The organism is Pseudomonas sp. CAN1, assembly GCF_030462585.1.
In the GTDB taxonomy this organism is placed as follows: domain Bacteria; phylum Pseudomonadota; class Gammaproteobacteria; order Pseudomonadales; family Pseudomonadaceae; genus Pseudomonas.
This window is the reverse complement of sequence record NZ_JASMRU010000032.1, coordinates 40,515-60,961: the sequence shown is the minus strand read 5'-3', so window position 1 is coordinate 60,961 and position 20,447 is coordinate 40,515. Positions and strand designations below refer to the sequence as shown.

Here is a 20,447-nt window from a genome sequence, read left to right as displayed (position 1 = left end):
CTCCACCTTCGGCCAGTCCACGTCCGGCCGCGCCGGGTGGCTCAGTTTCGCCAGCTCCGCGCCCAGCGCAGCGGCTTGTTCGTGCCCACGCGGATCACCGCCCAGCAGCAGTTTTTCCTCGACCACCGTCATCCCTTGATCCCATTCCATTGTCATCAGCGCTGCAGATAGTCGCGTTGTTTCAGGTGGCGCATGAGCACCTTGCCCTGGGGTTCCAGCGTGGTGCCGAAGGTGGCGCGACTGCCATCGCGCAGCTCGACCTCCAGGCTGTATTCCAGGTGCCCGGGCAACGTCTGCGGCAGCAGCACGACCTGTACCGCCGCCAACCGCGGCTCGTACTTGAGCAGCATGCTGCGCAGGGTCGCCATCAGCCCGTGGGCACTGCCCGGCATGCCATGGAGAATCTGGCTCATGTCCGGCAGGCCGTAGTCGGGCAGATGGCTGAGGGTGCCGGCGCGGCAGTTGAGGATGCGCTGCAGGTTGTCCAGCACGGACAGCATCGACTGGTCCTCCTCCCGCACCTGGTGCAGGTCGAGTTCGCCACTGAAGTTCTGCAGCAACAGCTCGTAAAGCGACGGGTTCTGCTCGCTCACCACCAGGAGTCCTTCTTCGGCAACGGCAGCAGGGTCAGGGTGTTGTCGCCCAGTTCGATCACCAGTGGGTTGTCCGGGTCCAGCTCGTCGCGGGCCAGCACCAGGCGCCAGCTGTCGCCCTGCGCATCGGGCGAGCGGAACAGCGCTACCACCGCGACGAACTGCGCATCGGCGGACAGCGGCTCGTTCAGTTGCGCGCCCTCCTCGGGCTTCACCACCAGCCGATGCTGGTCCAGCAGGTCGGCGGCGAGCAACTGATCGCCTTCGCCCAGCAGGTCCTGGTAGCTGGCCTTGTCCAGCGCCTTGCGGTCGCGCAGCTGGTAGACCCGCACCAGCGTCGAGACCGAAAGCCCGCTCATGTCCCGCGCATTGGTGTTCAGCGCCGCGCGCCCGCTGACGTCCAGGTGCAGCACCTTGACCTGCTTGTAGAAGATCGCATGGCCGACCGACTTGCTGGCGTCCATGGTCCGCTGGGTCAGGCCGCAACCACCCAGCAGCGCAGCCAGCAGTACCACCGCCAGCAGCGATCTAGAAACGGTAAGCGACATCTTGTGTCTCCCTGCTCATCGAATTTTCACTCAGTCCCTGATAACGCCCCAGATTCACCGTGACGCAGCTATGCCCCGCCGTTCGCCGCATGCGCTCGTCCAGGCCGGGCACGGCGGTCATGCCCAGCAGCACCGCGGGGTTGCCCAGGCTGGGCGGCGGCAGGCAGCCCAACGGCAGCGACAGCTGCAAACGCGCCGTGCAACGCCAGCCCAAGTACACCCGCAGCAGCACCAGCAGGTCGGTGTGCAGCTGCCCGCCCGGCAGCCAGCCGCGCGCCTCATCGAGGTCCTCGGTGGACAGCACCAGCAGCAGCTGGCTGTTGGCATCCGCTCCGCTGGCGCCCAGCGGCGTACCCTGCCCCAGGCGCACCGGCTGGCGGCGCGACAGGCTGGCCGGGCTGGCCAGCGGCACCTTGCGCGGCCAGTGCGGCGTCACCCGCCCCTGGGTGCCGGGCGCGAGCAACTTCACCAGCGCCATCACGCCTTCGGCGTTGCGCGTCGGCAGGCGCATCACCCCCAGCAGTGCGAGGAAGCGCGACACCGGCGTGGCGATGTGTTCGGCGGTGCCGGGAATCCCCAGCCCGATCAGCCCGAGCAGGCACTGCGACGTATCGTCCGCGCCCCCCGCCGCGAACGACGCGGGATAGGAATACTTGCGCCAGATCCGGTAGAACTGCGTGAACACCCGGTGGTTGAAGATATCGAGGAAGGCCTCCAGCGCCTCATGCCCCTCGCGACGCTGGGCGATGTCGTCCAGGTACGCGGTGGGCATCGGCGAGTCAACGCCGTAGAGCCCGAGCAGGCGCGTGCGCACCGTGACCGGGCGCTGGGGATGCTCCTCGTCGGTTTCGAAGGACTTCAGCTCGCTGGCCGGGAAGCCCATTCCCGGATGCGGGCGGAAGCGCACGGCGTCGTCCGCCGGGTTCGACGTACTGCCCAGCGGTGGGTTGCCCGGTAGCGCCGCCTCCAGCAGTTGGCAGAAGCGATACAGGCTGGCCTGTGGCAGGCGCTCGCCCAGCTCCTCCAGCAGCCCGCTGGCCTTCAGCCGGGAATACGCTGACTGTGGTTCTCTTTCCATCGCAGACATTTGCCCGAAGGTTGCAGGACCAGCGTGAGCTGGTTGAACAGATGAATATCGGCGTACAGCCCAAAGAAGCGGTTGAGCATTTCGCCGAACAGGTGGATGTCGCCTTCGCCGGAGAAGCCGTTGGCATCCAGCGTCACCTCGATGTCGACGCCGCGCAGCAGGAAGCCCTTCTCGAAGCGCTGCACCAGGTGGTGGCGTACCTCGGCGATGGCCTCCAGGCGCCGGCGGTTCAGCTCACTGTGGGCCCAGTCGTAGAGCGCCAGGGTGCCGCGCAATACTTCGGCGTTATCCAGCATCGGCAGGAAGTTCGAGCCCAGGTGGCTGAGCACGCGCCAGTGGAAGCGGTCGCGGTTGGGCGGATAGCAGGGCAAGGTCGGCGCGCAGAGGTTGCGCACCCGTAGTTCGACCTGCGCGGCCTGCACCACGGTGTCCAACAGCGTGCTCTGCAACGCCTTGCGCGGCAGCAGGCCGTTGGTGCCGGTGAGGCGCAGCGAGAGGCTTTCTCCCTCGCGCAGGCGGTCGCGGTCGAAACCCTCGCCGCCGAGGATCAGCCAGGTGTCGTGCATGCCGTTGACGCCGCGCTTGAGGCGCGTGTGGAAGTAGCGCTCGGGCGCCTCGTCGCGAAGCATCCCACCCTTGTGGCGGAAGCTGGTGAAGGGTACGTAGTCCTGGCGCTCGGTGCTCTTGGACGAGGTGACGCTGTCCACCGAGTAGATTTCCGTGTGGCCGTCCTGCAGACGCATCGGCCGCAGCAGGTAGTCGGTCTGCAACGGCGCCAGGCGCATGGGGTCGGCTTCCAGCGGGAACAGGTTGATCACCGGCACCGCATGCAGGCGCACATGCTCGGCGCTGAGCAGGAACTCGTGGGGCCACTGCTCGCTCAGCACCACATCCAGCTCGAACCAGGGCAGCCCTTCGCGGATCGGCATGCGCTCCAGCCCGTGCAGGCTGACGAACATGAATTTCTCACGGAAGGTGAAGTATTCCAGCAGCAGCTGGTAACCACTGAAGGCGCTGTCGGCCTTGGGCCAGAGGCGATCCTCGGCGGCAAAGCCCTTGGGCGAGAAATGCCCCTGCAGCGGCTGGCGATCCGCCTCGCCGGGCAGACGCAGGTACAGCGCCTGGGTCTGCAGCGTCAGCGCCTGGTGCAGCGCGCTGGCCAGCGCGGCGTCGGCATTGAGGTAGAGCGGCAGATTGCTCAGGTCGATCTGCTTCCAGTCAGCCAAAGTGCCGCAGGAAAAGCGCAGGCGCAGCACCGAGCGGCCATCCGGCTCGCTGGCTACCCGCAGCGACTCCAGGGCCAGCGGGTGCAGCTTCACCAGCTCGGTGGTGGTGTAGCGGCAACGGGTGCGTTGCGGGCCGATGGGCCGCGACAGCACTTCGAAACCGGCGTCGATCATCTCGTCGCGCTTCAGCTGCAGGTGATCCGGCGTCAGCTCCACCACCGACAGCGACGGAATGGTCCGCAGGTAGTGCGGCCAGAGCAGGCTCACCAGCCCCTCGGTCAGCTCCGGCAGATCGTCATCGAGCTTCTCGCGCAAGCGCCCCATGAGGAAGGCGAAGCCCTCGAACAGGCGCTCCACGTAAGGGTCGCGCGCTCCCGCCTTGTCGAGGTTGAGTTGCGCGGCGCGGTCGGGGAACGCCTCGGCGAACTCCTTGCCCGCCTCGCGCAGGTAGCGCATTTCGGCGTCGAAATAGCGCAGTGTCAGATTGTCCATGTTGCAGTCCAGGGAAGTGGGTTCAGCCGCACAGCACGGCGGCACGAACAGGGTCGATGACGACCAGGGCGGCCAGCAGGCCTTCCATGCGCCGCGCCAGGGCGGGTTTGTCGGCATCGCTGCGCTGGGCCTTCTGCCGCAGCAGCTTGAGCAGGCGCGCCTTGACCTCGAAGCACAGCTCGGGCTCCCAGTCGCTCAGCGCCTGCGCCTGGCCATCCAGCTCGGTCAGCAGGTGCGCCGCCAGCTCGGCCTTGCCGTGCTGCTCGGCCACCCGCGCCATCAGCAGGCGCAACAGCCAGCGCTGGCGGCCACTGCGCAGGTCCGGGCGCGACGCCAGCCAGGCCAGCGCCGCTTCCACACCGTCACTGTCGGCCTGGGCCAGGGCTTCGCTTTCCAGCGCGAGCACGTCGTCACCGGCGGAGCCGGTGGGCGCTGCCGAGCTCATCCATTGCGCGGTCTGCCCGGTACTGATGTGCTGGGCGATCCAGTTGCGCGTGGCCTCGTCGGCGAACGGCGTGCCGTCGCTCCAGTGCAGTTGCTCCAGTCCCGGCAGGCGTTCGAGCAGCATGCGCAGGTCGCCTTTGACCAGCTTGGCCCAGCCATCGTAGGGCGTGCCCAGCCGCCCCAGCGCCTGGCACAGGTGCCATTGCAGGTCGAGCCAGAAGTGGTTCACCCCTTCGGCGAACATGCGCTCGGCATGGTCCAGCAACTCGGTCCAGCCCTGCTGCAGGTTGAGGCGCTTGAGCTGCGCCCGGTACTCCGTGCGCGGTGGCGCCAGGCGGGTGTTGTCGCTGGCATCCTGGGGCGGCAGCTGGTGCACGGTGTCCCAGCGCAGGCTGGTCAGCAGCCGATGCGCCGCCAGCCAGCCCTGGGGCTGGTCGCGCAGATAGCTGGCGAGCACCTTGCCGCTGTCGAGCAGGTCACGGCCGGATTGCACCTTCCCCGGCGCCGGAACCGCGGATGCCGGCGCCGGTTCGTTGTGCGCGGCGCTGTTCTGCGGCACCAGCGCATGCACCCCGCCGGATTGCGCCAGGCGGCTGCCCAGCGCTCCGTACAGGCCACCCAGCCCCGGCCGCTCGGCCTCCGCCCAGGTGGCGAAGATTTCCTCCAGCCAGGCCAGYGCCGCGACGGTGCGCTGGGTCTCGGACTTCACCACCTCGGGGAACAGCGACAGACTGTCCAGCACCTTGGCACTGGCCAGCCATTCCAGCGCCATGCGCCGGCTGTTCGGGCGCGCCGGCAGCACCTGGCTGCCAAAGCGGTCGAGCAGCGCCGCCAGCAGTTCCAGACCATCGGCGAAACCCGCCTCACCGTCGCCCTGGGTGCGCGCCCAGAGGTAGTAGCTGACGATCCGCACATCCTTGCAGCGCTGCTTCAACAGCTGCTCCGCCAGACGCGCCACCAGTTCCACGTCCGCGGAGGAAAGCTTGTTGACCTCCTCGCGCATGCGCTGGAAATCGTCGTCGTAACCGGGGTCCTCGCCCACCGGTGTCGCGCCCTCGATGGGCTTCAGCCAGGCATCCCACTGTGTCGCCTGCGCCTTGGCCAGCGCGACGGCGTCCTGCCCTTCCAGGCAGTTCGATATCAATCCCTGCAAACTCATCGATGCGTCCTGAATTCCCTTGCTTTCACTGGCCGCCCGGCTCTAACGGATCGGCCAGGGCATATGGCTCGGCGGCAGCCGCGCCGACGTTGAAAATGTTCTCCGGCAACGCGAAGCCGCGCAGCTGCAACACCGCCAGCGGGCCGCGGCCAAGCTCGGTCTGCAACTGCCAGGTCAGTGGCAACTCGTCTGGCGCCGTCAGCACCAGCTCGAAGCGGGTATCGCTGCCGTCCAGCGAGGTCACCCGCGCCTGTTCCAGCAGGCGGATCAGCCCCCAGACACCGGAGTAATCGCCGAACAGGCGCGCCCCGCCCTTGAGGCTGGTCCAGCTCAGCGAGGCACCCGGATGATCGGTGCCGCCCGGCCAGGTGAACTGCTGCCAACTCTCCATCTGGTTGAAGTACTCCAGCTTCACCCCGTCGAGGATGAAGGTGGTCTCCACCACGTTGCGCACCGGCTTGGCCTGCAACTGGAAAGTCATGCCCAGGCCGCCGTCGGTGTAGAGCATGTCCGCCAGGTCGCTGAGCTGGTTCACCGCCCGCAGGAACTGCGGGTTGAAATGCAGGCCCTGACTGTGGGCACTGTCCGGCACCCAGCGGTTGCCCTCCTTGCGCAGCACGCCGCCCAATTGCGCCTTGATGAACTGGTCGATGCGCCCGCTACCGGAGCGGATCATCTGCCCCAGCATCGGCAGCGAGGCGTCGCTGCCGCTGACCTCGAACGGATAGCGACCGTTGAAGGCGCGTTCCCAGTTCGCCACCACGGAGCGCTGCCACTGGCTGTTCAGGCCCGCCGCCGATGGCTGCAACACCCCCTCCCAGGCCTGGTTGAGCGGCTGCACGAAGAGGTTCTGGCCAAAGCCGCTCCACTCTCCGCCCAGGCTCGCAGCGATCAGGCCGCCGTAGTCGAGGGTGTCGGTGAGGTCCACGCTGGTGCCCTGGAACACCGTCTGCGCCAGAGCCTGGGTCATCGCCTGGGGGTCGCTGGCATTGGTCACATGCTGCAGCTTCAGGCGCACACGAGTGACCCGCGTGAGGAACGCCTGCAGGCTCAGGCCATCGTCTGCGTAAGCTGCACCGCCCTTTTCCTTGCCGAGCAAGGCGAGCAGCGGGCCGAAGGTACTTTCCAACGGGCCGTGGGGGTCGTTGCTCTTCTGGTCGATCAGCGGTTGCTTGTCCTTCTCCAGCAACTGCTGGGCCGAACGCATCAGCGAATCGGCCAGCGCCTCGCCCTTGACCTCGGTGCGGCCCTGGTAGGCCAGGGTGTTCATCAGCGCAATCAGTGGCGACTGACGTACGTCACTGAGCAGGGTCAGCTGGCTGATGGAATCGGACAGGCTGTGCGCCTTGCGCCAGCGGATGCTGTTGAGAAACGCCAGCCAGGCATCGCTGAAGTCCTGGAAATAGCGTTCGGTCAGCTGCGCCTTCAGTACTTCGGGCTGCAGTTCGCTGTCGAGAGTGCTCTGCTGATCGCTGAGCACCCAGTCGATCTCTTCACGGCGGGTCTCGGCCATCTCCTCGATGGTCTTGCGCACCTGCCCTTCCCAGGCCTGCCGGGTGAATACCCCCGGCACGCTGTTGGGCGTGTCGAACAGGCTCGCCGCATCGGACTCGCCGACCATGTCCATCAGCGCCATCGCCGCGTAGTTGTTGCTCGCCTGCTCGATCACCTGCTGATACAGGTTGGCCACACCATTGCGCCGGCCCAGCTGCCCCAGCAACACCTGCCGCGCCTGCCCGACCAGCGCCGGCTTCGCCTCGATTCGCCACTCCGGATGCGCCGCCAGATGCTGCGCGTAGAAGGCCCACAACCCCGGCGCCACTCCCTGCCACAGCCCCGGCGCCACGCCATCCCGCTCAGCCGTCACCTCGCCCAGCACCTTGCCCAGGAACGCCGCATCGACCTTCTCCGGCCGCGCCATCATCAGGTAGGCCTTGAGCTGCGAATGCGCGCCCTCGGCCCGCTCCGCCCGCTCGGGGCTGTCCGCCGGCAGCTCCGCCAACTCGGTCAGTTGCTCCTCCAGCCGCTGCACTGCCACATCACGCATCAACCGATTGTTCGCCTGGGCATAACGCGGCCACAACGATTCCAGCAGCTCATCGTTCTGGCTCAGGCCGAAGCGCTGGTACCAGGGCACTCCATGCTCGCGCCGGTAATCCAGCCGCGCGATTTCGCGGGTGAGTTCATTGAGCGCTGAAAGCTGGGCATCCGGATCGCCTGGCTGGCCGATGGTGGCCAGCGCGCTCTCCACCGTGGCGATCTGCGCGCGGTTGCTGATGAAGGACACCAGCAGCGTGAGGAGGCAGAGGCCGGCCAGGGCCAGCGCGGCAATGTAGAGGCCACGTAGCCAGGTCCAACCCTGTGTCTTCCCGTGCGCACCGCGATCCCCCAGTACGTCCCCCCATGCCGCACCGGGCCACCAGGCGCGCTCGCCACCCACCTCACGCTGAGTCTGTGCGGGGCTGAACAGCAGCCCGCGTAACAGTGGTCGCCACTGCGCGTGGCTCAATATTGGCGCAAGCGCGCTGGTCCAGCGGGCGATACCCTGCGCCTGCAGATCACGGGAAAGCCGCAGCAGAAAGTCATGCGATGCCTGGGCTTCCATCTGCACTATGCCCTGCTCTCGCAATGGCAGAGTCAGCTGGCGCAAGGACGACTCGACGCGCGCCACGGATGCGCTGGGAGGCAGCAGGCAGCCCACCGATTGCTCGGGACGCCCCATTTGCGACCATAGAGCGGGACAAATCTGCCAAAGATACAGCGGCGCACTCCAGGACAACTCCTGGGCGAGCCTGCGTAGTTGCTGCATCCCATTCCCTAACCGTGCAGCATCCGCCACGTCCGCCTCGCCCAGCGCCCAGCGCCCAGACGATGCCGTCAAACGGGCGCCAGCGTCCTATTCCATGCAGACCCGCGAGAAAATCCTGGGACCAGGCGCCCCGCAAATCACCACCGCGAAGCAGCACAGTCCCCTGTCCTTCCATCCACTCCTGCTCCAGCAGGCCGGGCGCCACCGCCTGGACGTGGCTGCCTTCACCCACCACCAGGAGCAGACGAACCTTGCTGCGCCAATGGCGACCATACTGCTCCCGCAGGTAAGGTTTGAGTCCAGCAAATCGAACTGACTCTCCGACGCTACCGGCCTGGGCAACAGCTTGTTGGGAAGGCTGGTCGTCGCCTTTCTGCAACTGGAAGGCCGAAGCGCCCACCCTTCTCCCCAACAGGCGATACCCAGCCACCAGCGCGACCACCAAAAGCGACAGTGCTGAACACGCCCAAACCCAGTAAGTCTGTGCCGAACTGCCGGGCCTGAGGCCAAGCCACTCTGGGCGCAGCCAGGCAATCAGGCACAGCGCGAGCCCCATCAGCAGCAGAAGCCCCACCACTACCCATCCACCTATCGAACGATTGCGCATCGCATATCCCTATACTTCAGACGGCATGACCACCGAACACCACGACCACACGCCTTCCGTGCCGTCGCCACTACAGATGACCTGAGGCCCCTCACCGGCCTCTACCGCGCCCACTGCCGCTGCAACAGCCAGCCAGGGCGTAGCGCAGCCAGCAAATCCCAGTGCGCCATCAAGGTCATGCAGCCCCGCTGCTGGCTTTGCAGCCAAGCCGGCCTCACCCAGGGCCTGAACTATCAATTGATCACCGGCGGCATCGCTGCCGGCTTTCCACACACCCGCCACCTCGGGAGCCGCCAGCGGCACCCAGTCCAGCGCCTGGCAAAGCGCTCGATTCAACGGCTCCGCGGCTGCCTCGTCGACAGGCTCCGGTCGATGCAGATAGGCCAGGGGGCGAACTGTCGACTGAGTCAGGCGGTTGCCAAACAGCACCGCCACCACCGCCTCAGCGGAACCCTCCACCGATTCGGGCTGGAATTGGCAAGCCACTACCAGCAGCAGCGCCTGATCGCGGATACGCTGGTCCAGCCACTGGTCCACCACTGCCAGTCCAGTACCGCCCAGCCGAACCGCCTCCTGTCGAATGCCGGAGGCTTGCCAGGCTTGCTCCCACGCGGCGGCCCATACGTCATCTCCCAGAGCAGAGTGCGTTTCGACCAGCAGGGCCAGCGGCCGGTCGCCTGGCAACTTCTGCAGAGCCGTCGCGACGTCTTCGAGCACTGCCGATAACTGCCGGCCCAGTGCCCGCACCGCTGGCTCGTCGTCCGCTCGGGCAATCCGGCTATGGTGGGCAGACTGCTCCTGCCACGACGCCTGCTGGCGCAGGGCGCCAGCCCCCACCAGCACGGCACTGCCTTGCGCTTCGTCAGCATTGTCCGTGCCATGCAAAGCGGTGCGCAGGCTCGCAGCCAGCACCTGCTGCGAACGCCGGCCCTGGCGCATCAACTGAGTCAGATGCGCCTCGCGGGAGCGATCCCAGCCATCGGCAACCGCCTCCTCGCCCAGATAAACCAGAGCGCGCAGGCCGGCCAGCCCAGCAAACACCAGCGTCGGCAAACCCAGGGCGAGCAGCCAGAACCGCACCGGCTGATGGTTCAACGAGTCACCGCCCAGCCACAGCGTGGTCCCCAGACCCGCACCCACGCACGGCACCAGCACGAGTAGCCAGCGCCACCAACGTGGCGGCTCGGGGCGTTGCGCCAGCGGAGGCACCCTGTCCAGGCGAACCACCATGTTCAGCCTGCTGTCGCTTCGGGCAACGAGGTCAACAGGGCGCAACCACAAGCGCAGCGATGGCCATGGAAGGCCACCGGTACACCGTGATCCTTGAACACCGGATTGCCTTCGCTCACCACCGTTGGCCCGTGGGCCGGACAACTCACCTTGTCCCCCACCCGCGCTGCGCCAATACCGTGAAACTTCATGGTCGGTGAACCCTCCAGCACACTGCCGCCGCTGGTGGTTTTGTCGCCGAGGCGAATGACACCTTTCATATTGGATTCCTCCACGTTGACATCCCGAGTACTGAACTTTCACCGCCAAATTCGTGGGCCGGTCTGTTCTCACTGGTTGAGAGCAAGTCCAGTGCAACCGGCCAGCGCCAAACAGAAATCCAGAGCAATCCGCGCTTAAGCATCGCCATAGAAACTCCACTCCATCCGCTGTTGCGTGACGGTGGTTTTGTTCTTGAGCGGCCAGGGGCGCACTATGAAGCGCTTGATGTCCCAGGTGGGGAAGACGTCGCCTTCATTGAACAGCCGCACGGTATCGGTCTTGACGATGGTGCGCTCGGCGGACCAGAGCACCCGCCAGTAGCCGGCACGCGGGCACGGCTGGCCGCTGTGGCAGATCTGGTATTCGTCGGTGCGGATAAAGGTTTGCGAAGCGGGCAGCGGCTTACCCGTGGCGGGGTCTAGGCCTTTGGCCTTGGCCAATTCTTCGATCAGCGCTTCGCTGGGTTTGGGCGGCGCGATATTGGCTTCGCGCTCTTCCAGCCATTTGAGCTTGCCGTCCCACGGCGGCAGCTTGGCCGGTGGCAGCGGGACGATCTCGTTGATCTCGGGAACTTTTGGGGAAGCATAAGAGTAATCCGCGAGGATGCTCCAGATTCTCTCATAGCGGTCGGCGCGTTCGAGATCCTTTTCTTGGCCGAGGTAATAGAACTTATTCGTAGGGCTCGGGCCACGAAACCCCTTATTCAAGAAGGAAGCCGAACCTTCATCACCCGCTGCAACCCCCAGTTGGTATGCTTCCAGCGCTTCCTGGTAATGTCCATCCTCCGACAGATCTACGCCTAGCATTCCAGCAGCTTCACCCTGCCCTTGCTCCGCCGCACAGCGGCGCATTTGCCGCGCGATGTTCGGAGCTCGATCAATCGGAACTAGCAGGTCTGCCACATAGGCCTGGGCATTGGCACTACCTTCATCCGCCGCCTTGCGGTAATAACGCAAGGCCTTCTCTTTGTCCTGCTGCAGCCCTGCCGAACCCTGATTGAGGAAGATGCCAATAAAGTAGTAACCACTGGCCACACCAGCATCGATCAAACGTTGGCTATACCGTAGTTGCTCTTCGCCACTAAGAGAGTAGTGTCCGCGCAAGACACCATTCTGCAAATTGATACTGGCTTTTGCGTGACCATTTTCGGCAGCAATACGGTAGAGCCGTTCGATCTGCGCATCTACCGCCTTGTCCTGCTTGAGTTGATTGTTCTTTTGCAGCCAGCGGGCGAAGTGAAACAGCTGATCGGCGTCAGCTGTGGGCTCGGGGTAGCGCTCGTGCTTGCAGGTGAAGGCCAGGTTGGCCTTGATCTGGGAAAGCGAGTCCAGCGGCGCTGGACGGGCAGCGGAAAGTCCGCCACAACCGACCAGCACCAAACAAAGCGCCCAGACGCAGCAGCCCTTAAGCATCGCCGTAGAAACTCCATTCCACCGGTTCTTGGGTTTCGGTGGTTTTGTCCTTCAGCGGCCAGGGGCGGACGATGAAGCGCTTGACGTCCCAGGTGGGGAAGACGTCGCCTTCGTTGAACAGGCGCACGGTATCGGTCTTGACGATGGTGCGCTCGGCGGACCAGAGCACCCGCCAGTAGCCAGCACGTGGGCACGGCTGGCCGCTGTGGCAGATCAGGTATTCGTCGGTGTGGATAAAGGCTTGCGAACCGGGCAGCGGTTTACCCGTGGCGGGGTCTAGGCCCTTGGCCTTAGCCAGTTGCTCGATCAACGCTTCGCTGGGTTTGGGCGGCGGGATATTGGCTTCGCGTTCTTCCAGCCATTTGAGCTTGCCATCCCACGGCGGCAGCTTGGCTGGGGGCAACGGAACGATCTCGTTGATCTCGGGGACTTTGGGGGAAGCGTAGGAATACCTTGCCAGTGTCCGCCAGATTGTTTTGTAGCGGTCGGCTCGTTCGAGGTCGGCAGGCTCTCCTAGATAAAACATCTTGTGTTTTCCAACAAAAGCTCTAGATAGACGGGATGCTGCACTCTCATAGCCCGCTGCCACTCCCATTTGTAAGACTTCAATTGCCTCTCTGTATTGGTGGTCATCCTGTAAATACATGGAGAGCATGACAGCCGCTTCACCTTGTCCTTGTTCGGCAGCACAACGACGCAATTGGCGAGCAACGTCAGGAGCCATATCTGTAGGCGCCAGTTTGTCAGCGACATAAGCTTGGGCGTTGGCGTTACCCTCATCGGCCGCCTTGCGGAAATAGCGCAGTGCCTTTTCCTCGCTTTGCTGTACTCCTGCCAAGCCGTGCTCGAGAAATAGCCCGATAAAGTAGTAACCGCTAGCCACTCCGGTATCGATCAACCTCCGGCTAAGACGTAACTGCTCATCGCCACTTAGCAGGTACTCCCCGCGCAGGGTGCCGTTCTGCAGATTAATAGTGGCCTTGGCATGGTCGTTTTCGGCAGCAATGCGGTAGAGCCGTTCGATCTGCGCTTTTACAACCTTGTCCTGCTTGAGCTGATTGTTCTTTTGCAACCAGCGGGCGTAATGGAACAACACGTCGCTGTCCGGCGAGGGTTGGGGGTATTGCTCGTGCTTGCAGGTAAAGGCCAGGTTGGCCTTGATCTGGGAGAGTGAGTCCACGGAAGTGTCCTTCTTCGAATGGGCAATGCCGTCCGTGCCACAGGCAGCCACTAACAGGCTGGAGAGCAGCAATATCCGGCGCATCAGTCGAGGTCCATCGTGCTGGATCTGGCGTAATGGAACTCCACGATGGATGCATAGGGAGTTCCCGTCATATCCTCTTGGCGCTTTTTGTTTATCTCGATGATTGCCTGCCAAGCATCAAACGCCTCCTCCGGATCATCCTGGACCCCGTCAAACACGTCTTCCCCTGGCTCAACCTTGCAAGTTGTATGAATCCGCCACAGGTCCTGCCTCATCTTGCGCGTCACGGCATGCCATTCGTGGGCCAGGTTCAATTCGCTGTCCACCCGCATGCTGCGGGTGTTGATATTGGCCGAGCCGTGGGTGGTGTAGACGTCGTTGACGATCATCAGCTTGGAGTGTATGTACACCGGCACCCAGTCCTTGCCCGGCGGTGAATCCGGGGCGACCAGGGAGCACACGACCATCTTCAACCCTGGCGGCACTTCCTGGTGGAGCAGTTCTTCGGTTCGGCGGTCGCGTTCGTGCTTCCATTGCTCCAGCTCACGCGGCCCGGTCAGATCATCACGCCCCTGGACGCGGGGCCGTGGCGGCATCGCTTTTTCCACTCGTTTTCTGGTCACCTCTGGCATGGTGTCTGCGCGCCCCAGACTTTCGAGCATGCGCTGGGTGTTCACCACTCCCATGCCAATCCCGCCGTCGGTGACATTGGTGGTGACGAACAGGTGGAGCGGACCATGCTTGCCGGGGTCGCGACCTTCGCCGGTCTGGTCATCAGCTACTTTCTTGACCAGTTCGGCCAGCGGTGGCCAGCGGAAGTACTGGTTTTCGATGTAGATGAACCGGGTGGCGTTGTTCGCCGCCTGCAGGTAGGCCTTCTCGATATCGTGCTTGCCAACCTGGGGTTGAGTGCGCAGCAGTTGAGCCAGCAGTGGCGTGCCGTCTTTGCCGCACTGGAGTTGGCTACCGACCTCCTTGGCCTTGCGCAGGGTGAGCAGGTCTTCGCCGGTTTCCTTCTGCCAGGCCTGGGCGAAGTTCTGATGCAGATACTCCAGAATCGGCCCGGTGACTCGGCTGGAAATATCCTGACGCGGCAAGGCGCCACGCGGACCACGGTTGGGCTCATAGGTACCGGGCCGTGGGTTCGGGTTCCTGGGATCAGGCCGCATGAGCGCCGAGTGGGCGTCGGTGTCCCAGTATTCGTCCAGCATGTTGTGGCCCATGACAAAGCCGACGGCCTGATCCGGTAGCTCATAGTCCACCAGAACACTCTTCTGGTGATGGCTGGGAGCCAACACCATAGCCGCTCGCGTCTTCCACTTGGTGTCTCGATCTGGCCCGTTATCCCGCACATCGGCGCCGATACGACTCCGCTCATTTTCACTGAAGCCACGAGTGACGAGCACCGGCACCTTTTCATGGACTCGTTGGGCGGCTTTATCATCGTCGACACTGAAGGTGTCGAACCACCACTCGTCATAGTTGTGTTGTTGGTCGGTGGCCGTTTGCCCGGCGCGGTGCATAAGGTTCGGCGACTTGCCCGGCAAGTTCGCCTCGCCTGACATGCCAGTGGCGTTTAATGGCATCTCCCAGGCCAGCAAACGGACCTGAATGCCCTTCCTGGCCTTCTCCACGAGCAATGCACCGATTGAAAGATGTGCGCCGTCGCGAATGAAGTACATCGAGGGCTGGAAGCCCCAGCAGATGATGTCGATGGATTTCTGCGCGGCATCGATGGCCTTGTACACGGCCTTGAAGGCGACCTCGCCATTGATCAGCGGTTCGTAGCTGGCCAACGCCGGCGCGTACTCGGCGTCCTGAACCCACCAGGGGGACGTACAAACACCTTCATTGGTGTGCTGCAGGGCGATGGGGACAACGATGTCGCACTGGCTCATGGGGTATCTCCTTCGTCGCCCTTTTGCCTATCCAGCAGAGATGCGTACAGCGTGCGCAGTTCGTTGTGAGCAGATGGTTGGTTGATTTGTGGGTCGCTCTGGAAAGCCACGCGATGCAGGCCACGGTTGGCCATGGCGCCCTGCTCGGGCTTGCTGTAGTCGTCGGGAATCGGTAGTTGGTAGGCAACGCCGTTGGCCATCACCAAGCGGTACTGCCGCGTGACAACCTGATGGTCGATGGCCAGATAGCCGCTTTCGTCGAGAACGCCTTGCTCCAATAACGCGCCGTCGGCATAGAGCTTGTAGGGCATACCCGCCCACGCCACCTGAGGGGCATTCGGTGCCTGAGGTACGCGCAGGCGGACACGCTGTGTCGACTCCAGCTTCGGAAACTCCGGGTGAGTCGCCGGCATGCTCGCCGGCCCCTGGTGGTTGAAGTGCGCGGACTTGATCAGGTAGTCGCCCTGGGTGCCGGATTCGATACCGTGCTGGTCGAAGGTGATATAGGTACCACCCGCATTAAGGACGATCTTCTTCTTGGCGGTTATGTGGATTTCGTCTTCGGTACTGGTGATATCCAGCGCCTGGCGGGCGATGAGTTCCATACGGTCGTGTTGCGCCTGAACCTGAATCGGGCCCTGGTTGGCGATGAGCTTCATGCCGACCTTGCGGACGAACAGGCTCACGCCCTCGCCGACGCCAATGAACAGGCGCTTGACCACACTGATGTCCGCCTCGTTACCGGCGTTGAGCATGAGATTGCGCTGGGCGGCCAGTTGCAGGTGAGCACCGCTGGTTACTGCAATACCTTTGGGCGCACTGAGCAGCAGAACGGAGCTTTTCAGCTTCTCCAGGTCATGCTTGAGCAGGTCGATCTGGGCCTGCACCTGGGCTGGGGCGGCCTTGGCTGATTCGGCATCGGCCGAGAGCTTTTGCATCTCATCGCCGGCCTGATCCAAACGAGCTACCGCTTCCTGCATGGCCAGAACTTTGCCCCGCGCGCCAGGCTGCACATCGGCGCTGATAAATACGCCTTTGCCGGCGCGGATGGCGCCCCAGTCGTCTGTTCTCAGCTCGAAACCTTCACCACGCTGCTCGCGCTGCGCATTCACGAGATGCCCCAGGTTGAGCTGGCTCTTGCCGCTGTACTCGGTGCTGAGCTTGATGTGCTCCTTGCCGCGCGAGTCGTCCATGCGCAGCTTGTTGTTGGCCGGTGTGCGCAGGACGTTGCGCTTGTAGTTCTTCAGGGTGACGTGGTCGGGGTGTTGCGAGTCGTGAATCGCGTGGGCGATGTAGGGGCGGTCCGGGTCGCCGTTTTCGAAGGCGATGCGCACTTCAGTGCCCTGGATCAGCGGCAGGTGCAGGCCGTAGGTATCACCGGCATACGGGCGCGCCAGGCGGAGCCAGAGCGACTCACGGCCGGCAGGCCAGGTGTCGCGGTCGAAGAGGAAGTGGCATTTGTAGCGGCCTTCCATATCGATATGGCCGTACAGGTCGTTCGGCTCGGGGCTGGTGACGCGGGCCGGGATGGTGCCGGCGATCACCGGCCTGGCTGGCACGTCGGGGCGGAAGCAGATGTTTTCGGCGTAGGGAATCGCCTCGAACTGCACTTCGAAGCTGCGATCACGGGCAGCACTGCTACGCAGGCGGACGATCACGGCGCCTGGGGCGAAGGCCTGAGGGGCGCCATCGATCTTCAGCACGTGGCCGGGTACAACGGCCGGGCTGCTGGTGCTGCCGGTCAAGCGGGTGCGCTGGTTGAGGTAGCGTTCGTGGGCAAGACGTGCGTAGAAGTAGCCGCTCTCGCTTTCGAGGTCTTCGTCCTGGGCGTAGGCATCGCCCAGGTTCATGTGCGGTTCGCCGTAGTGGTAGGCCTCGCCCTGGGTGGTGCTGGTCGACTTGAGCAGGTCGACGCCGGCATCCAGTTGCGCAGCGGCATCGCGGTAGTAATAGGCGCGGTTGCTGACCTGCTGCTGCACCACTTCGTGGCTGGCTTGCAGGTCCCACAGGGCATCCTGGCCGTTGGCTTCGAGTGACGAAAGTTGCCGCAGGGGCAGCAGCGATGCGGGCAGGTAATGGCGCTGGTCGTCATGGAATTCGACGACATCGATACGCAACCGCGCGTCCATGCTGAAGCGGTACCAGATGCCAATCTCGGCAGTGAGGCGCTGGATGAACGCCAGGTCATCCTCGCCGTACTGCATGGTCTGTTCGCGCTGGGGGTACTCGCGGGTCAGTTCGAAGAGGAAATCCTGCCCTTCGAACTCGTTGCGGCGCAGCACCTGCTCGATGATTTCCGGGACGCTCTGGTTCTGGTAGATGCGGTACTGGCGGGCGCGGTCGAGCAGCTTGATGCGCGGTTCCAGCAGCACTTCGTAGCGGGCTTCGTCACGGGAGCCGGAGAGCCGTTTGAAGCGGGTGATGACGCCGTGCAAGGTGCGCAACGGTGCAGCAACCGGCGGCGTGTAACCGGGGATACCGAGCTGTTCGAGCGGCGCGCGCAGGCTGAAGCTGGCGTCCTTGCGCAGGAAATCGTTGGCATCGAGGTCACGCTGGGTGCTGGTGAATTCGATACGGTAGGCGAAGGTCTGGCTCAGAGCCTCCTCGCCGGTAAACGCCAGTACATCAAGCGGTGCATCAACGCCCTGTACACCAAGTGAGTGACGGCTGTGGTCGAAGAAGGTGCGCAGTTCATTGAGCATCGGTCACTGCCTCTTTCTCTGGGTTGGCGAAATCGTCGAAGGCGAAGACGATGCCCTCCTCCTCGTCGTAGCCAAGGCTCACGCAGCGGCTGGTTTGCTGCAGAGCCTGGCGCTGCAGCAACTGCTGGCTGAGGACGGGAAGGATCTGCTGGTTGAGCAGGCTGTCGATATTGCGTGCGCCGCTGTCGGGGAGCAGGCAGGCGGCGACCAAGGCATCTTCCAGCGCGGCCTCGGTACGGCATTCCAGGCCGTAGTGACGTTGCAGACGCCGTGCGACCTGCCCGAGTTTGATTGCCACGATGCGCTTGAGCGCAGCGGCGTCCAGAGGGCGGTAGATCAGGGTCTGGAAGCGCGCCAACAGTGCGGGCTGGAAATGATCACGCAGTACCGGACGCAGGAGCTCCTGCAGGTCGCTGTCGGCGGCATCCGGACGCTCGTCAACCAGCTGCTGCAAGCAGTCGCTGCCGAGGTTGGAGGTCATCAGGATGACGGTGTTGCGGAAATCGATCTCGCGCCCTTCGCCGTCGCGCATGAAGCCGCGGTCGAACACCTGGTAGAACAGGTTGAGCACGTCGCGGTGGGCTTTCTCCACCTCGTCGAGCAGCACCACGCTGTAGGGGCGCTGACGCACCGCTTCGGTGAGCACGCCGCCCTGGCCATAGCCGACGTAGCCCGGCGGCGAGCCCTTGAGCTGGCTGACGGTGTGGGCTTCCTGATACTCGGAAAGGTTGAGGGTGATCAGCGATTTCTCGCCGGCGAACAGGCAGTCGGCCAGGGCCAGTGCCGTCTCGGTCTTGCCGACGCCGCTGGTGCCCACCAGCAGGAACACACCCAGCGGAGCGTTCTCGCTGGTGAGGCCGGTCTTGGCGGCACGCAGGCGCTGGGCCAGGGCGGACAGCGCAGTGTCCTGGCCTATCACCCGCTCGCCCAGGCGGGCTTCGAGGTCGAGCAAACCGGCCTGTTCGTCTTTGAGCAGGCTACCCAGGGGGACGCCCGTCCAGTCGGCGATGACTTCGGCGACGCTGCGGGCCTCCACGTCCAGGGTGAGCAGTGGTTGGTCCTGCTGCGCGTCGGCCAGTTGTGCCTTGAGCGATTCGATATAGGCGTGATCGAGCGACTCGGCCTGGCGCGCCTGCAGCAGTTGCCGGGTCAGCTCGGATTCGCGCTGGTATTGCCGCTCCAGGTGCTCCTGGCGCTTGAGCAACTCTGCTTCGCTGCTGACAATCGCCTCGATGCGTTCGCCGGCGTCTGCGCCGGCGAGTTTCGCGTCCTGCTCCAATGCCTGGCGCTCCAGCTCCAGGGCGGCGCGCTCAGCCTTGATCTGCACCAGTACCTGAGGCTCGCAGTCGAGCCCCATGCGCACCCGCGCGCTGGCAGTGTCGAGCAGGTCGACGGCCTTGTCGGGCAATTGCCGCCCGGTGAGGAAGCGCCGCGACAGGGTGACGGCAGCCTGTACCGCCTCGTCCTGGATATGCACGCCGTGGTAGCTGGCATAACGCGACTTCAGGCCGCGCAACATCAGACAGGCGCCGGCATCGTCGGGCTCGTCCACCTTGACCATCTGGAAACGCCGTTCCAGGGCCGCATCACGCTCGAAGTATTGCTTGTACTCGGACCAAGTGGTCGCTGCGATGGTGCGCAGCTCGCCTCGGGCCAGGGCGGGCTTGAGCAGGTTGGCGGCATCGGCGCCGCCGGCCTGGTTGCCGGCGCCAATCAATGTGTGAGCTTCATCGATGAACACCAGGATCGGTGTGGGCGACTGCTGGACAGCATCGATGACGTTCTTCAGGCGCTGCTCGAACTCGCCCTTCACGCCGGCGCCGGCTTGCAGCAGGCCGAGGTCGAGTGTGCGCACGCTAACCGGTTTCAGGCTTTCCGGCACGTTGCCTTCGGCAATGCGCAGAGCCAGGCCTTCGACCAGCGCGGTCTTGCCCACTCCGGGCTCGCCAACCAGTATCGGGTTGTTCTTGCGCCGGCGGCCGAGGATGTCGATCACCTGGCGAATTTCGTTGTCGCGACCGTAGACGGGGTCGATGCACCCTTCCCGCGCCTTGGCGGTGACGTCCTGGGTGAACTTGTCGAGGACGGCGAGCAGTGCGTCCTGCTTGTCCTTCGGCGCGGCCAGCTCGGTGCGCGGGGACTCGGCCAGGGCCGCTTCGCGCTGCTGCTGCGGACGCTCCTCGGATTGTTCGTCCAGCCAGGGCAGCAGGCGCTCCAGCTGGACTTCGCTCAAGCTGAGCAGCGGCCAGACGGCTTCGCACTCCAGCAGCGACGGCGTCTCGATCAGCGCGCCGAGCAGGTGGATCGAACGCAAGTGCTGGTTGTCGTCATTCAGCGAGGCGCGCAGCCAGGCGTTCTTGATCAGTTGCTGCAGGTTGGCCGCCAGCTGCGGCTTGCCCTGCACGTGGCGCGGCAGGTTGTCGAGGTGGTCCAGCAGGCCTTGCCAGATGGCGTCCACGTCCCATTCGTAGCGCCGCGCGATCAGGGTCAGGTCGCCCTCGCCCTGCTCCAGCAGCTTGAGCAGCCAGTGCTCGATGCCGATGGCCGGGTGGGCGCGGGTCTGGCAGAGCGAGGCGGCAGCGCTCAGTGCCTGGGCGCAATAGGGGTTGAGGCGGCGAAGCAGGTAGGCGGACTGCTGTCCCATGATGCGTTCCTTGCAGGAGCCGGCCGCCCTGCCGGATGGCGGCAGAGGCAAGGCACCGGTGATGACTCGGAGAAGCGGCTGGCCACCGGTTTCCCGGTGGTCAGCCTGATCACGGCAGTCGGGCTGGCCCG

The 20,447-nt window shown here is 64.4% G+C and carries 13 protein-coding genes; all 13 read right to left on the bottom strand.

The genetic code is table 11. The features are described from left to right. Positions 1-155: 155 nt before the first annotated feature. On the bottom strand, positions 156-593 hold the full coding sequence (gene tssE, locus QO207_RS26630) for a type VI secretion system baseplate subunit TssE (RefSeq protein WP_301535258.1): 438 nt from the start codon (positions 591-593) through the stop codon (positions 156-158). Further along, positions 590-1,141, bottom strand: a complete 552-nt coding sequence (gene tssJ / locus QO207_RS26625; RefSeq protein WP_301535257.1) for a type VI secretion system lipoprotein TssJ — start codon at positions 1,139-1,141, stop codon at positions 590-592. The genes tssE and tssJ overlap by 4 nt, the downstream gene beginning before the upstream one ends. Continuing rightward, a complete protein-coding gene (tssG, locus tag QO207_RS26620) occupies positions 1,122-2,219 on the bottom strand; it encodes a type VI secretion system baseplate subunit TssG (RefSeq protein ID WP_301535256.1) in 1,098 nt (365 codons plus the stop codon). The genes tssJ and tssG overlap by 20 nt, the downstream gene beginning before the upstream one ends. Next, entirely contained in the window at positions 2,183-3,946 is a 1,764-nt protein-coding gene (gene tssF, locus QO207_RS26615; protein WP_301535255.1) for a type VI secretion system baseplate subunit TssF, read from the bottom strand. Before tssF ends, tssG begins: the two co-directional genes overlap by 37 nt. Positions 3,947-3,968: 22 nt before the next feature. Then, positions 3,969-5,549 carry a type VI secretion system protein TssA gene (gene tssA, locus QO207_RS26610; RefSeq protein ID WP_301535254.1) on the bottom strand — a complete coding sequence of 527 codons (1,581 nt, stop codon included), beginning with the start codon at positions 5,547-5,549 and terminating at the stop codon, positions 3,969-3,971. A 25-nt stretch (positions 5,550-5,574) separates the two neighbouring features. Beyond that, positions 5,575-8,199, bottom strand: coding sequence for an ImcF-related family protein (locus QO207_RS26605; protein ID WP_301535253.1), 2,625 nt, complete (start codon positions 8,197-8,199; stop codon positions 5,575-5,577). A gap of 775 nt (positions 8,200-8,974) precedes the next feature. Then, entirely contained in the window at positions 8,975-10,195 is a 1,221-nt protein-coding gene (locus QO207_RS26600; protein ID WP_301535252.1) for a hypothetical protein, read from the bottom strand. A gap of 2 nt (positions 10,196-10,197) precedes the next feature. Next, positions 10,198-10,455 (bottom strand): PAAR domain-containing protein, encoded by a 258-nt coding sequence (locus QO207_RS26595; RefSeq protein WP_301535251.1) that lies wholly within the window; start codon positions 10,453-10,455, stop codon positions 10,198-10,200. 135 nt (positions 10,456-10,590) lie between these two features. Next, the gene (locus QO207_RS26590; protein ID WP_301535250.1) at positions 10,591-11,868 is read right to left on the bottom strand and encodes a sel1 repeat family protein; all 1,278 of its coding nucleotides are present in this window, start codon (positions 11,866-11,868) and stop codon (positions 10,591-10,593) included. Continuing rightward, positions 11,861-13,132 (bottom strand): sel1 repeat family protein, encoded by a 1,272-nt coding sequence (locus QO207_RS26585; RefSeq protein ID WP_301535249.1) that lies wholly within the window; start codon positions 13,130-13,132, stop codon positions 11,861-11,863. Before QO207_RS26585 ends, QO207_RS26590 begins: the two co-directional genes overlap by 8 nt. Beyond that, positions 13,132-14,970: a phosphatidylserine/phosphatidylglycerophosphate/cardiolipin synthase family protein gene (locus QO207_RS26580; protein WP_301535248.1), complete on the bottom strand. Its 1,839-nt coding sequence runs from the start codon at positions 14,968-14,970 to the stop codon at positions 13,132-13,134. The genes QO207_RS26585 and QO207_RS26580 overlap by 1 nt, the downstream gene beginning before the upstream one ends. Then, on the bottom strand, positions 14,967-17,672 hold the full coding sequence (locus tag QO207_RS26575; protein ID WP_301535247.1) for a type VI secretion system Vgr family protein: 2,706 nt from the start codon (positions 17,670-17,672) through the stop codon (positions 14,967-14,969). Before QO207_RS26575 ends, QO207_RS26580 begins: the two co-directional genes overlap by 4 nt. Continuing rightward, entirely contained in the window at positions 17,662-20,316 is a 2,655-nt protein-coding gene (gene tssH / locus QO207_RS26570) for a type VI secretion system ATPase TssH (protein WP_301535246.1), read from the bottom strand. Before tssH ends, QO207_RS26575 begins: the two co-directional genes overlap by 11 nt. Positions 20,317-20,447: the final 131 nt, after the last annotated feature.

Bases quoted from the DNA above. Each gene is read 5' to 3' on its own strand.
- QO207_RS26590 (WP_301535250.1), bottom strand. From the start codon at position 11,868: ATGCTTAAGGGCTGCTGCGTCTGGGCGCTTTGTTTGGTGCTGGTCGGT.
- QO207_RS26595 (WP_301535251.1), bottom strand. From the start codon at position 10,455: ATGAAAGGTGTCATTCGCCTCGGCGACAAAACCACCAGCGGCGGCAGT.
- tssG (WP_301535256.1), bottom strand. From the start codon at position 2,219: ATGGAAAGAGAACCACAGTCAGCGTATTCCCGGCTGAAGGCCAGCGGG.
- QO207_RS26580 (WP_301535248.1), bottom strand. From the start codon at position 14,970: ATGAGCCAGTGCGACATCGTTGTCCCCATCGCCCTGCAGCACACCAAT.
- QO207_RS26575 (WP_301535247.1), bottom strand. From the start codon at position 17,672: ATGCTCAATGAACTGCGCACCTTCTTCGACCACAGCCGTCACTCACTT.
- tssH (WP_301535246.1), bottom strand. From the start codon at position 20,316: ATGGGACAGCAGTCCGCCTACCTGCTTCGCCGCCTCAACCCCTATTGC.
- tssJ (WP_301535257.1), bottom strand. From the start codon at position 1,141: ATGTCGCTTACCGTTTCTAGATCGCTGCTGGCGGTGGTACTGCTGGCT.
- QO207_RS26585 (WP_301535249.1), bottom strand. From the start codon at position 13,132: ATGCGCCGGATATTGCTGCTCTCCAGCCTGTTAGTGGCTGCCTGTGGC.
- tssF (WP_301535255.1), bottom strand. From the start codon at position 3,946: ATGGACAATCTGACACTGCGCTATTTCGACGCCGAAATGCGCTACCTG.
- QO207_RS26600 (WP_301535252.1), bottom strand. From the start codon at position 10,195: ATGGTGGTTCGCCTGGACAGGGTGCCTCCGCTGGCGCAACGCCCCGAG.